This window comes from bacterium, from assembly GCA_016708025.1.
Lineage (GTDB): Bacteria > Zixibacteria > MSB-5A5 > GN15 > FEB-12 > FEB-12.
This window is the reverse complement of sequence record JADJGQ010000001.1, coordinates 123937-137765: the sequence shown is the minus strand read 5'-3', so window position 1 is coordinate 137765 and position 13829 is coordinate 123937. Positions and strand designations below refer to the sequence as shown.

At 54.1% G+C, this 13829-nt stretch carries 12 protein-coding genes and 1 tRNA gene; 7 read left to right on the top strand and 6 right to left on the bottom strand.

The window, feature by feature from the left end; all coding sequences use genetic code 11:
• Positions 1-53: 53 nt before the first annotated feature.
• Complete coding sequence (locus IPH75_00545; GenBank protein MBK7140548.1) at positions 54-782, bottom strand: 2-phosphosulfolactate phosphatase; 729 nt, start codon at positions 780-782, stop codon at positions 54-56.
• A 14-nt stretch (positions 783-796) separates the two neighbouring features.
• Complete coding sequence (gene gcvT, locus IPH75_00540) at positions 797-1906, bottom strand: glycine cleavage system aminomethyltransferase GcvT (GenBank protein ID MBK7140547.1); 1110 nt, start codon at positions 1904-1906, stop codon at positions 797-799.
• Between the two features lie 258 nt (positions 1907-2164).
• Here gcvT and IPH75_00535 point away from each other — a divergent pair, with 258 nt between their 5' ends.
• On the top strand, positions 2165-2830 hold the full coding sequence (locus tag IPH75_00535; GenBank protein MBK7140546.1) for a chromophore lyase CpcT/CpeT: 666 nt from the start codon (positions 2165-2167) through the stop codon (positions 2828-2830).
• A 29-nt stretch (positions 2831-2859) separates the two neighbouring features.
• Here IPH75_00535 and IPH75_00530 read toward each other — a convergent pair whose 3' ends face one another.
• The 4 genes from IPH75_00530 to acnA form a co-directional block, all read right to left on the bottom strand.
• A complete protein-coding gene (locus tag IPH75_00530; protein MBK7140545.1) occupies positions 2860-3783 on the bottom strand; it encodes a hypothetical protein in 924 nt (307 codons plus the stop codon).
• On the bottom strand, positions 3780-4538 hold the full coding sequence (locus tag IPH75_00525; GenBank protein ID MBK7140544.1) for a hypothetical protein: 759 nt from the start codon (positions 4536-4538) through the stop codon (positions 3780-3782). The genes IPH75_00530 and IPH75_00525 overlap by 4 nt, the downstream gene beginning before the upstream one ends.
• A gap of 160 nt (positions 4539-4698) precedes the next feature.
• Positions 4699-5727 (bottom strand): class II fructose-bisphosphate aldolase, encoded by a 1029-nt coding sequence (gene fbaA / locus IPH75_00520; GenBank protein ID MBK7140543.1) that lies wholly within the window; start codon positions 5725-5727, stop codon positions 4699-4701.
• A 148-nt stretch (positions 5728-5875) separates the two neighbouring features.
• Positions 5876-8569: an aconitate hydratase AcnA gene (acnA, locus tag IPH75_00515; GenBank protein ID MBK7140542.1), complete on the bottom strand. Its 2694-nt coding sequence runs from the start codon at positions 8567-8569 to the stop codon at positions 5876-5878.
• A 182-nt stretch (positions 8570-8751) separates the two neighbouring features.
• Between acnA and ispE the strand changes: the two genes are divergently transcribed.
• From ispE to IPH75_00485, 6 genes are all read left to right on the top strand, one after another.
• On the top strand, positions 8752-9636 hold the full coding sequence (gene ispE, locus IPH75_00510) for a 4-(cytidine 5'-diphospho)-2-C-methyl-D-erythritol kinase (protein ID MBK7140541.1): 885 nt from the start codon (positions 8752-8754) through the stop codon (positions 9634-9636).
• Positions 9637-9658: 22 nt separating this feature from the next.
• Positions 9659-9931 (top strand): septation protein SpoVG family protein, encoded by a 273-nt coding sequence (locus tag IPH75_00505; protein MBK7140540.1) that lies wholly within the window; start codon positions 9659-9661, stop codon positions 9929-9931.
• Positions 9932-9947: 16 nt separating this feature from the next.
• Positions 9948-10022, top strand: a tRNA-Gln gene (locus IPH75_00500).
• Between the two features lie 65 nt (positions 10023-10087).
• Positions 10088-11056 carry a ribose-phosphate pyrophosphokinase gene (locus IPH75_00495; protein MBK7140539.1) on the top strand — a complete coding sequence of 323 codons (969 nt, stop codon included), beginning with the start codon at positions 10088-10090 and terminating at the stop codon, positions 11054-11056.
• 35 nt (positions 11057-11091) lie between these two features.
• Entirely contained in the window at positions 11092-11841 is a 750-nt protein-coding gene (locus IPH75_00490) for a 50S ribosomal protein L25/general stress protein Ctc (protein MBK7140538.1), read from the top strand.
• A 123-nt stretch (positions 11842-11964) separates the two neighbouring features.
• A complete protein-coding gene (locus IPH75_00485; protein ID MBK7140537.1) occupies positions 11965-13827 on the top strand; it encodes a glycosyltransferase family 39 protein in 1863 nt (620 codons plus the stop codon).
• The last annotated feature ends 2 nt before the right edge of the window (positions 13828-13829 follow it).

The following is a 13829-nucleotide window of genomic DNA, read 5'->3' as shown; positions in this document are numbered from 1 at the left end:
ATTGCTTATACCTGATCGGCTGGCCAAAAGGTGACAGTTAACGACGATCCGGGCTAGTTTTCCTCGAGAACCAGCCGACCGTCTTTCAATACCGGCAGCACCGGGACTGCATCTATTTCCGATGATACCTCGACATCGCGTCCAAACCCGATCGAGGTCAAAAAGCGAGCATGTTCCCCCTGAGCGATAGTCTGCCCGATCGCCTCACGGTTGGATTCGAACAGAAGCAACGCCAGCGAGCCAGCGTCGTTCACCGTGATATCTTTGCCGTGGCGGTTCATCAGCAGATGGATCAGCATACCACCGCAAATGGTATCCTCGATCGAAAAACTCCCCTCGTGTCCTGAACAGACGATGATCAGGTCGCGCTTTTCACGGGCGATCCGATCGGCGACCTTGGAGATATTCACCAGGGCGCAGGCCAGCACCGGATTGGCCTTGTAGGCACGCGTGAATATGCCGGTCCCGTTGGTGGTGGTCATGATCAGGTACTTCCCGCCGACCGAATCAGCGGTAAATTCCAACGGGGAGTTGCCGAACTTGAAGCTCTCCAGCTTGACGCCATTCCGCTCTCCGGCCACCAATGCCATATCCGCGCCAATCTTCACCCGCATCTCCCCGGCCTCACCGGGACCATCCGTCGGGATCACGCCGCGCGCGCCCGCCCTGAGGGCGGTGCAGACTGTCGTGCAGAAACGAAGGACGTCGATAACGACAATCGCCTTGTTTTCCAGTGACTCCCGGTTGAGCGGTGCCGGGTGCAGAAACAGATCTATATGCATACGTTCGATTGTGCCTACTTGTGCGACGCGTTTTTGTAGAACGGCGGCTTCACCACCTGCGCGATTACCTGTCTGTCCCGGATCGCTATCGTCACTTCACTGCCAACTTTCGATTTCTCTGCCGGCACATACGCCAGCGCGATCGCCTTCTGCAGCGACGGTGAGAATGTCCCGGAGGTCACTGTGCCGGTCTTCTGACCGTTCTCCACGATATCGTAACCGTGCCGCGGAACCAGCTTCCCTTCCATCTCGAGACAGACCAACCGACGTTTCGGTTTGGCTTCCTTCTGCTGGACCATGATCGGTTTTCCGATGAAGTCCTTTTCGAAATCGACTATCCAACTCAAACCCGCCTCAACCGGCGTGGTCGTCTGGTCAATATCGTTGCCATATAGTGCCATCTTCATCTCGAGCCGCAGTGTATCACGCGCCCCAAGACCGATCAGTTCCAGATCGTACTTTTTGCCGGCTTCGGTGATCGCTTTCCAAAGCAAATCACACTGGTTTGGCGGGATATACATCTCAAAACCATCCTCGCCCGTGTAACCGGTGCGCGAGAAAAAGAGTTCAACCCCGGCGACCTTGGCTCGGGCGCAGGTGTAATACCCCATGTTCTTCAGATCGTGTGAGGTCAGTTCCGCCATTAACTTCTCGGCTTTCGGCCCCTGAATGGCCAGCAACCCGAAATCATCCGAACGGTTTACCAGCTTGGCATCACCAAACAGGTGCGATTTCAGCCAGGCAAAATCTTTGTCGATATTGCTCGCATTGACCACCAGAAAGTAGTGATCCTGATTTATCCGATAAACCAGAAGGTCATCAACAATCCCGCCATGCTCGTACGGCATGCAGGAATACTGGATCTTGCCGTCGGTCAGAGCCGCGACATTATTGGTCGTGGTCTTTTGCAGGAATGCCAGCGCATCCTTGCCGGTCACCTCAAACTCACCCATATGAGAGAGATCGAACAAACCGACATGCTGTCTGACTGCCAGGTGCTCCTGGGTTATCCCCTTGTACTGCACTGGCATAAGGTAACCGACGAAATCTACCATCTTCGCCCCGGCCGCTTCGTGATAACGAGTGAACGGGGTTGGTCTTGGAGCGGTATCTGTATGTGTCATAGCTGTAAGTCCCGGACGTTATTCCTTTTCAAGGTGGTAATAAATCCCCGTACCGGGGAAAGTCAATAACTATTAGCACCTCTCTTTGGGGACGCTAAAAATCAATCTTTCAATAACTTGAACGAGTTTTTTGCAACTGGATTTCAGCGGTCTTTGTAGAATTGGAGTTGATATGTTGAACCGGCTTGAGCACCTTGATTCCAACCAGATTTTGGGTCCACTGAATGCACTATTAGCGGATTCTTGAGGGATCGACACATGAGAATTAGCACTTTATCTGTAGTTGTAACCGTTCTTCTGCAATCGGCAATTACGGCAAAGGCCGCTGACACCATTCAGCCTTACCAGGCCCTCCCCCGCCTTGCTGACATGATGACCGGCTCCTTCTCTTCGGCTGAACAAGCCGCGGCCGACACCGCATTCCTGGATATCCGTGTGCAAATGATGCCGATCTGGAAACATCTCAGTTCCGCCATCTACATCTATATCGAACAGGCCCGTGCCGACCAACTTGACCTCCCGTACCGTCAACGAGTCTATCGATTGACCCAACTCGACGACACCACCCTCACCAGCCAGGTTTTTGAACTGAAAGACCGCGTTAAGGCGATCGGCGCATGGCGGAAATTCGCCGATAGCAAAGTCAACACCGGCCTGCAATACCTGAATTCACTGACTCCCGACGATCTGCAGGCGCGCGAAGGTTGTACTATTTACTTGCACCCAGAGGGAGATTCGGCGTTTGTCGGCTCAACTCGCGCACAGGAATGCACATCGAACTTACGCGGCGCCTCGTACGCGACCAGCGAAGTCCGGATAGCAATGGATTACATGTATTCGTGGGATCGCGGCTTTGATTCCACCGGCACCCAAGTCTGGGGCGCAACCAAAGGAGGGTATTGGTTCAAGAAGGTGAGAGAGTAGGAGCAGGTACGAGGCCTGAGGAAGCCTGGCTATTCAGCTTCATTGTCCCGTATGTTCGTCTTTGAATAACTCTGCATAATACTGTTTTCCCGTACATCCAGTTCAGCGACATACAGTCCATCAGGGAAAGCACGCGCATCCCAGGTAATGGTCTGTATCCAATGTGTGCTATCCCGCATGATTGTAGTATCAGAAACAACGCTCCCCAGTGCATCGCGAACGCGCAAGGCCGCACTATCGCTACTGATCAAACCTATTGCGAGATGAACGCTATCCTTGAATGGACTCGGATATACAGAGATAAAATCGAGCGCGGGCTTATAGAGGTGTATCTTGACCGGATACCCTTTGGGACTTGCCATTTCAAGAGAAAGCAGTTTGTGATGGCCTATATCAACAAACCACCCCGAGAATTCGGTCCACCCATTATTGACATCACCGTAAAGGAGAATCCGTGTGTTGACACCGTCGAAGGTATAGTCCATGTCGTGTTGTGTGTAATTAATGGGCGTAGCATCGCCCTCTACAATAAGTAACGCCGCTCCAATATCCTGGCTGACGCTCAATATTCCCTCGTCATTTTCCACATCCACATTGACAGTCGCGTATACGTCATACCATTCAGGTTCGTCACCGATAACCGTCAGATAGGTCAGGACCAGATCACCGACACCAAGTGGAGTACCATCCTGGTTGACATCGGTATTGAATACCTGACGTTCCCTGTCTCTGGTGAAGACGGCTTCACCGTAGAGAAAATACCGAGCAAACAATACGTAATCGGCGATCTCATACTCGAAGTTGTTCAGATTGATATCGCCGATTCGAGTATTCCGATTATATACCTGCCAGGAACTGGACGGTCTGTCTTTATCGCACGCACTTATCAAGAGACAGCAGGTGACTGCCATCATTACAGCAACGAACATTCGGAAGGCGGCTGATCTCTTCATAACTCAAACACCAGGCTTGTCGTCAGAAAACTACCCTCGAAATCCAGACCTATCTCCCGCTGCTGACCCTCGCTCTCCACCGACCACGACGTCCCCTTTCTATCTTTGAGACTGCCGACCGATTGCGTCCTGTACCCCAACGACAACCGGACAGCGAGATTCGCCTTGGGAAAGTATGACAGATCGACTGTCGGAGAAAAGAGAGCGCCATTTGAGGTCCTCTCACTTGCCAGAACACCACCGTAATACCGCCTAACGAAATCGACTTCTCCAAAGAGATACGCAATATCCATCCCGCATCGAATCTCCAACGGCTTCTCCCGTAGAATGTACCTTCCTCCTACCGATGGGAGATAACCGCGGACAAGGAAACTTGACTCGGTTTCATAGTCACCCAAAACCGAAGCATTCGGCGAGGTCTTGTTCAACATTGAAGAATCTGCGAGTGATGAGCTCAAATACTCGAATCCGCCAAGAACCACGAATCGGTGTGACAACCGATATTCTATCGTCGCGCGAATGTGCGCTCCGGCGATCAGTTCCCCCTCAAATAACCCGGCCGGTTTTGCGAACGCATCAAGGTAGTATCTGTTTATGTCATCCATCTGGTAATCTGAGAGTCCTGTTCCTATTACCAATTGGAAGCGACGGTCCAACGCATACGAAGGAGCGGCAAAGCAGGCGACTAACAGACTAATAGAAAGGAAGCAGAAGACTGCGTAAGAACTTGAGCGAGTTACCAATCGAGACCCCACCAGATCACCGGATATATTCTCCTGGCCGAAGTATATACAATGTCGGCTGATTTGTCAATGATCGGGTAAGACAATTGGGATATTGTGAACTAATATGTCACACAAAAACGCCCACTCTCTCAAGTGGGCGTTGCAGAAATCAGATTCAAATAAAGATAGACTACTTACACAGCGTTTTCCCCGTGCTCTTCAGGTCGTCGCAACCCATCTGCACCCGCTTCGCCATATTCTTCTCCCCTTCCTTCAAATAGGAACGAGGGTCGAAACGTTTTTTGTCAGCGACATCTTCCGCCGTATGCAGCAGCACCTTGCGATACGTGTCGACATGCTTCACGATCGCTTCGGTGAACCAGTACTGCGTGTCGGTGTCGATATTCATCTTCACCACGCCGTACTCCAGCGTCTCATGAATATCTTTCAACTCGGAGCCGGAACCGCCATGGAAAACCAGATCGGCCGCCCCCTGCTTCCCGAATTTCTTGATACAGGCTTCCTGACCATCGCGCAGAATGGTCGGCTTAAGAACCACATTTCCCGGCTTGTAGATGCCGTGGACATTGCCGAAAGTCGCCGCCAGCATATACCGTCCGCCGATCGGATGCAGCGCTTCATAGACCGCCATCATATCTTCGGGAGTCGTGTAAAGCTTGGCACGGTCCGCTTTGGAGTTGTCAACGCCGTCCTCTTCGCCACCAACGACACCGATCTCAACCTCGAGAATGATATCATTCTCTTTGCAGAGCTTGAGCAGTTCGACCGAGCGCTTCATATTCTCATTGGTCGGTAATGAAGAACCATCGTACATGTGCGAGTGGAACAGGTTCACCATTCCGGCTTTGCGACGGCGCGCCGTCTCCGCGATCAGCGGGCGAAGGAATTTCTCTTCCTTGTCGGGCGGGCAATGGTCGGTGTGCAGCGCGATGTAGACGCCATAGCGATCCGCCACGCGATGCACATGCTCGGCGATCGAGATCGCCCCCAACACGGCATCTTTGAGGTTCAGACCGGAGGCAAACTCGCCGCCGCCGGTCGAGACCTGGATGATCCCATCCGACTTGGCATCGGCAAACCCCTTCAGGGCGGCGTTGGCGGTTTCCATAGTGGTGACATTGATCGCCGGGAAGGCATATTTCCCCGCGCGAGCGGAATCAAGCATCTTCCGATAGATCTCAGGAGTAACTACTGGCATTGTTTTTTATCCTCGATTTATTTGCTAATCTACTGTCTCATATTCCCTCACCCGCCCTTACGGACACCCTCTCCCACAGGGAGAGGGGATTTTCCCTTCTCCCTATGGGAGAAGGTGGCGCGAAGCGCCGGATGAGGGCCGGTTCCTCTTACTTCGCCGACATCATCTGCCGCAATACATACGGCAGCACGCCACCGTGGCGATAATAGTCGACCTCAATGATCGTATCAATGCGCGTCAGCACCTTGAAGCTCTTTTCGCCGGATTCCGATTTCGCCCGGACCGTCAGAACTTCATGCGGCTTGATATTGTCCGAAAGACCGTCGATCGTGAAGGTCTCATTGCCGGTCAGGCCGAGCGTCTCGCGCGATTCCCCCTCCATGAATTGCAGCGGAAGCAGCCCCATCCCGACCAGGTTCGAACGATGGATTCGCTCGTAACTCTGGGCGATCACGGCTTTGACACCGAGAAGGAGCGTCCCTTTGGCCGCCCAATCGCGCGATGATCCCATGCCGTAATCTTTCCCGGCAAGGATGATCAGCGGCGTGCGATCGGCTTTGTATTTCATCGCGGCATCATAGATCGACATCTTTTCGCCGGTCGGATGATAGACGGTCACGCCCCCTTCGACACCTGGCACCATCTGATTGCGCAGCCGGATATTGGCGAATGTCCCGCGCGTCATGACACGGTCGTTGCCGCGGCGCGAGCCATAGCTGTTGAAATCATCAAAGGTCACACCAGCGTTGGTCAGGAATTTGCCGGCCGGTGAATCTTTCTTGATCGCGCCTGCCGGAGAGATATGATCTGTGGTAATAGAATCGGCGAACATCCCGAGCACTTTCGCACCGGAGATCGGCTGGATATGTCCCGCCTCTTTCGACATCTCCATGAAGAACGGCGGCTCCTGGATGTAGGTCGAGGCCTCCTCCCACTGATAGATCTCGCCGCCGGTCGACTTGATCGCATTCCAGGTCGGATTGCCGTCAAAAACCGAGCCGTACTGATTGCGGAACATTTCGGGAGTGACGGAACTCTTGATCGTATCCTCAATCTCCTTTTGGGTCGGCCAGATATCTTTCAGGAAGACCGGCTTGCCGGACTTGTCGTTGCCGAGCGAATCCTTCTCCCAGTCAAAGTCGACTGTTCCAGCCAATGCGTACGCAACAACCAGCGGCGGCGAAGCCAGATAGTTCGCGCGAGTCTGCGGATTGACTCGTCCCTCGAAGTTTCTATTACCGGAGAGAACAGCCGCCGCAACGATATTTCCTTCGGTGATCGCATTGGAGACGATCTCAGGGAGCGGTCCTGAGTTACCAATACAGGTGGTGCAGCCATAGCCGACTGTCTGGAATCCGATCGCATCGAGATACTTCTGCAATCCAGCCTTTTCAAGATAATCAGTCACCACGCGAGAGCCAGGAGCGAGCGAAGTCTTCACGTACGGCTTGGACTTCAGCCCCTTCTCGACCGCTTTCTTGGCGAGAATCGCTGAGGCGATCAGGACATATGGATCGGAAGTATTCGTGCAGGAGGTAATCGCTGCGATCACGACTGCGCCATGGCCGATCTCAGCGTTGTAGCCGTTGCGAATCGCCGCAGTTTTGGTCAGTTCGGCGGCGGGAAGTTCAAAGCCGCGTTCGGCGATCGGTTTCCCCAGCAACTGGAGGAAATCACTCTTGACGTTTGACAGCGACACTCTGTCCTGCGGACGTTTCGGTCCGGCAAGCGACGGCTGCACTGTGCTGATATCCAGTTCAAGGAGTTCAGTGAATTCCGGAATCGGGCTTGTCGAAGTGCGGAAGAGCCCCTGCTCTTTGCAGTAAGCCTCGACCAGAGCGATCTCGTTCTCCGAGCGACCGGTCAGTTTGAGATAGTCGAGCGTCGTTTTGTCGACCGGGAAAAATCCCATAGTCGCGCCATACTCCGGCGCCATGTTGCCAACCATCGCACGCACCGGCAAAGTCAGATTATCGAGCGCCGGGCCGCAGTATTCGACAAACTTGCCGACCACGCCGCGCTTGCGAAGGATCTGCGTCAGGGTCAACACCAGATCGGTGCCAGTGACCCCTTCGGCCAGTTCGCCGGTCAGCTTGAAGCCGATAACTTCGGGAGTCAGCATATAGAGCGGCTGGCCAAGCATGACTGCCTCGGCCTCGATCCCACCCACTCCCCAGCCAACGACACCGAGGCCGTTGATCATGACGGTATGCGAATCGGTTCCGACTAATGTATCGGGATAAGCGACGCCATCGGAAGCAATTACCACTTTGGCGAGATACTCCAGGTTCACCTGGTGGACAATCCCGGTCGCGGGTGGTACCACCCGGAAATTCTTGAATGACCGCTGCCCCCAGTGCAGGAACTCGTATCGCTCACGATTGCGATGAAATTCCTTTTCCATATTCAGCATCAACGCGGCCTCTTTGCCGTACTCGTCGACCTGCACTGAGTGGTCGATCACCAGATCGACCGGCACTAGCGGGTTGATCTTCTGTGGGTCTCCGCCCATCCGCTTCATGGCTGACCGCATCGCGGCCAGATCGACCACAGCCGGGACGCCGGTGAAATCCTGAAGGATCACACGCGCAGGCTTGAAAGGCACTTCGACCTCGCCGACTTTCTTCGGGCTATAGGCGGCGAGCCGCTTGACATCATCCTCGGTCACTGCCCGGCCATCGCAATTGCGCAGCACGTTTTCGAGCAGCACCTTGATCGAGTACGGCATTTTGTCGATCGCGCCATATTGGTTCAATTTATCGAGGCGGTAGATCTTACAGGCTTGGCCGGATACTTTGAGTTCGGCCTGAGCAGAGAAGCGATCCATCGAAAACTCCTTCACGGCTAATTCACTCTATAATTGCCTTCATTATATGCAACAGTTTATGGGAATTCAAGTGCGGACCATGCAACGCGCGAGATTGATCGTCCGCTTGCTTCGTCACAAACTTGCTTGTATGTTAACACCTTAAGAAGTTCAAGCGTCTCAATTCGGTGCTTCATTTCGAAGGAAAAGAATCTGACATGTTTGTGAAGCGAATCACCAGCGACAGCCTGATTATCGGCGCACCCGCCAAAGTAAACCTCTTTCTGCAGGTCCTGCGAAGGAGGCCCGATGGTTACCACGACCTCAACTCCCTTTTCCAGGCAGTTTCGTTATTTGACAGGCTCACCTTCACCCTCAGCGACTCTCCCGATGTGACGATTGTTTCCTCACGTCAAGACATTGGCCCCGTTGAGCATAACTTAGTAACCAAAACATGGAAGCTTCTTCAGTCGCGTCTCGGCATCAAACAGGGGATAAACGTCAACCTTGAAAAAAACATCCCTGTTGGCGGGGGGTTGGGGGGCGGTTCAGCTGATGCCGCGGCCACCCTGATCGCAGCTAATCTTTTGTTGAACTTACAGTTAACTGAATTTCACCTGGCCGATATTGGGGCGCACATCGGATCCGATGTTCCCTTCTTTTTTACTGCCGGACAGGCAATTGCCCAGGGACGCGGCGAACTCCTGACTGAGACAGATTTCCCGACTGATTATTGGATTGTCTTAGTTACCCCGAACCTTCAGATCTCAACCGCCGAGAGCTACGCCTCGCTCAAAATGACCTTGACGGAGCCCAAGAATCCCTTTAAGTTAACCGTTTGCCGGACGGCTGGTGAGCTGTTTGCACAGCTTGCTCTGTCCGGCAACGACTTTGAAGGTGAACATCGGAAACGGTATCCGGTTTTAACTCGGATAGCGGAGTCGTTGACACGATCTGGGGCTAGTGTAGTGCGAATGTCCGGCTCCGGTGCAACGATGTTTGGTCTCTTCGAAACAGCGCCTGAGTGTGACAACGGTCTGATCGATGGCGAGCCGGATTGGCAGGTACAGGTAGTCAGGCCTGTTCAACTGTCTCGTTGTTGACAGCTGATCGCGGGAGGGAGCCGTGCAGATTACCGAAGTGCGTGTGACGCTGCGCAACGAAGACAAGCTCCGGGGCTTTGCCAACGTGACTTTCGATGGCGAATTCGTTGTGCGAGGAATGAAGATCATTCAGGGGGCGAACGGCTGCTTTGTCTCAATGCCGAGTCGAAAGCGGCCCGATGGCAGCCATCAGGATATCGCCCATCCGGTGACCGCCGACCTGCGACGAAGGATCGAGGAACAGGTCTTGGACGCCTACCAGCAAGAACTGGAGCGAACCGGACAGACGTTCTGATAAAGCATACGGATGTTGGGGCGTCGACAAGTGGTAAGTCATCAGCCTTTGGAGCTGACATTCCCTGGTTCGAATCCAGGCGCCCCAGCCAAATTGACCGCGGCCACCGGCCGGATCAAGACGGACGGGATAAGTAAAGCGATAGAGTAAACGGCAATGATCATTCGAAGCGAAATCAAGCTGGTCACCGGCAACTCGAATATCGGGTTGGCCAAAAAGATCGCCGCCTACCTCGGCGAGCGCTTGACCGATTGCACGGTCACGCGGTTCTCCGATGGTGAGGTCTTTGTCCAGATTAATGAGAATATTCGCGGCGCCGACCTGTTCATCATCCAGCCGACCAACGCGCCGGCTGAGAACCTGATGGAACTGATGATGCTTATCGAAGCATCCCGTCGCGCTTCAGCAATGCGCATTACCGCAGTGATCCCATATTACGGATATGCCCGGCAGGATCGTAAGGACCGTCCGCGCGTCCCGATCACGGCGAAACTGGTCGCAAACCTGATCACCACCGCCGGCGCGGACCGCGTGATCACCATGGACCTGCACGCGAGTCAGATCCAGGGATTTTTCGACCTTCCGCACGATCACTTGTACTCGTCCTGGATCTTCAATGATTACATCCGGACGATGGGAATAGAGAATCTCGTAGTCGTACCGCCCGATGTTGGCGGACTGAAACTGGCGCGCTCCACCGCCGCCAGCCTGAACGCAGACCTGGCGATCATCGACAAACGTCGACCGAAAGCCAATGTCTCCGAAGTGATGAGTTTGATCGGCGATGTAAAGGGTCGGAACGTCCTGATCCGTGATGATATGGTAGATACTGCCGGTTCGATCTGCACAGCCGCTGAGGTCCTGAAAGACCGTGGCGCCAATGAAATACACGCCGCCTGCACGCATGGCGTGCTCTCCGGCGCAGCGATCGAACGTCTGGCCAAATCGCCGATCCGCAAGATCATCCTGTCGGACTCGATCGACCAGTCGCAGAAGAATCTCGATCCGGACCGCTACGTCATCCTGACCTGCTCCGAACTGATCGGTGAAGCGATCAAACGGATCTCGGATGAACAGTCGGTCTCCTCGCTGTTCGAAGAACAGCCCAGTCGTATGGAAGAGTGAACGTTGAACATAGTTTTTGGAGGTAGTTTCAAGTCATGAAAGAGATCTCAATTGCCGCGAACGCGCGGCAGACTGTCGGCAAGGGCCCTGCCCGCCAGGCTCGCCTGGAAGGGAAGCTCCCGGCCGTCGTCTACGGACCGGAGACCACTCCGCTTTCCGTCTACGTCGCCGAACGCGAATTTCGCTCGGCCATGAAGGCGGCAGCCGGGTCAAGCTCCATCTTTACCCTCAATATCGACGGCAAACCGAACAAGGTTCTGGTCCGTGAGATCCAGCGTGATCCGGTCTCCAGCCGGATGTTGCATGTTGATTTCCATGCCATTTCCATGACCAAGCCGATCAACCTCTCGATCCCGGTTCATATCACCGGCATTTCGAAAGGCGTCAAGTCCGAGGGCGGTATCCAGAACCTGGTCCTCCGCGAGCTGGAGATCTCCTGCTTGCCGACCAATATCCCGGATTTCGTTTCGGTTGATGTTTCCGAGCTGAGTATCGGTGACTCGATCCACGTGCGCGACCTCTCTATCCCGAACGTCACCGTTCTGGAAGACAAGGACAGCACCGTGGTGACGATCTCCGCTCCGACCGTTATCAAGGTCGAGGCTCCGACTGCTGAAGCTGCTGCTGAAGCCGAGGCTGCGGCCGCTGCTGCCGCCGCACCGGGTGCCGCTGGCGCTCCTGCCGCAGGTGGTGCGAAAGCTGGTGCTGCTCCCGCTGGTGGTGCCAAAGCTGGTGCCGCTCCTGCTGGTGCCAAAAAGGACGAAAAGAAACCCGAGAAGAAGTAAGTCTCGGATCTTTCCTGATATTTCAAGGCCGCGTTCACGCGGCCTTTTTCTTTGCCTTTCTCTATTCACCAACAATTCGACATCTGAATTGATTTCCCCCTCCCCACTCGGTATACTCATCCTATGTCTGGCCGTCGAGCACCCCAAGCGCATTCAGTTGCGCGTCCCTGGCTCATCCCGCTATTGATCTTCCTCGTCGCCTTTGGTATCAGACTGTTCCACGTCGTACAACTTGAGTCGATGCCTACCTTTGATGATCCCACCATGGATGAAGGCTATCATATGGAATTGGTCAAACAGATCAATTCCCCCCAGGGCTATCCGAATGAACCGTACTTCCGCGCACCGCTCTATCCCTACTTGTTGGCGTTCCTGTTCAAAATGACGGGCGGATCGTTTTTTGGGGTCAGGATTATCCAGATACTGCTTGGGGCATTGGTGCCGGTCCTTCTCTTTTTCCTCGGCAAACGGATCTTTAACAAGCAAATCGGACTCTGGTCAGGGTGGATCGCCGTCTTTTATCCAACTCTGATCTACTATGATGCCTCATTGCTGATCACGCTTCTCGAGGTACTCCTTTCGTTATCAACTATCCTGTTGCTCGTCTACTCCGAGGGGAGATCCCGCTGGTTGCTCATCGCCGCAGGGATCATGCTCGGCCTCGGCGGAATCGCCCGCCCCACGATACTTCTCTTTGGCCCCGCACTCCTGATCTGGGGATGGTTCATTCTCAGACCGCAATATGGCCTTAAGAAAGCGATCACCGCCATTTCCCTGGTCGGGTTCTCATCGCTTCTGGTTGTCCTTCCGGTCACCATCCGCAACTATGTAGTAGCCGATGAATTCATCACTATCTCCTGGCAGGGCGGATACAACTTCTATGTCGGGAATAATTCTAAGGCCGATGGCTGGTCGGCGCGAGTTGAAGGGATCGATGCCAGTTGGCGCGGCGGCTATCTGCAGTCCATCGCCATAGCCGAGCAAGCAGCCGGGAAGAAACTGACGTTCTCAGAAGTCTCGGATTACTGGAGCACAAAAACCTGGCAGGAGATCAGCGCGGAGCCCGGTCGTTTCTTCGGCCTGCTCGTCAAGAAAGCGCGACTACTGATCAACGGCTACGAGATACCGAACAATCAGGATGAATATCTGCCGAACGAATACTCTTCAGTGATGAACCTGCTGTTGCATCGCGGTTGGCTCTACTTCCCATACGGCCTGCTCGCCCCGCTTGGATTGATCGGCATCGGACTTTCACTGCGAGACTGGCGCAAGTATCTTCTCCCCTATCTTTTCATCGGTGCGTTCTCGGCATCGCTGATCGCGTTTTTCGTCTGCTCACGCTTCCGTCAGCCGCTCGTCCCCTTGCTCATCCTCTTTGCGGTTTTCGCTGTCTATAAGTTCATTGAACTATGGAAAGCAGGGAAGCTCAAGCCGGTTATCATCTGTGTTATCGCATTTCTCGCGCTGGCGGTCGAGAGCAATCACGACCTGCTCAAGCTGAATATGGCGACAGTCGAAGCAGAAAATCGTGACTTACTGGGCAACGCCTACCTGCGCAAAGGAAAACTCGATTTCGCCATCATCGAATACCAAAAGGCCGTAGCCGCCAATCCAACCTATGGCCGGGGCTACAATAATATCGGCACCGTTCTCAGTCGCCAGGGTCGCTTCAGCGAGGCCGCCCCCTATTTCCAGAAAGCAATGCAGTACGACTCCCGCCTTCCGGAACCATATATCAACCTCTCAATCTGCTATTCGGAGACGAAAGATTTCGCCAACGCGGTCGCCATACTGGAACAGGCCAAAGCGATATTCCCGACCAACCCGCCGCTCTATTACTATCTCAGCCTGGCGTATGTTGATCTGATGAGAGTGAAGGACGCGAAAATTGCGGCAGAAGAGGCAGTCCGACTGGATCCCGCCAATCAGGATTTCCAGCGACTCGTCACTGAATTAAACGCTATCCCCGCAGACCAGATCCGGTAGTA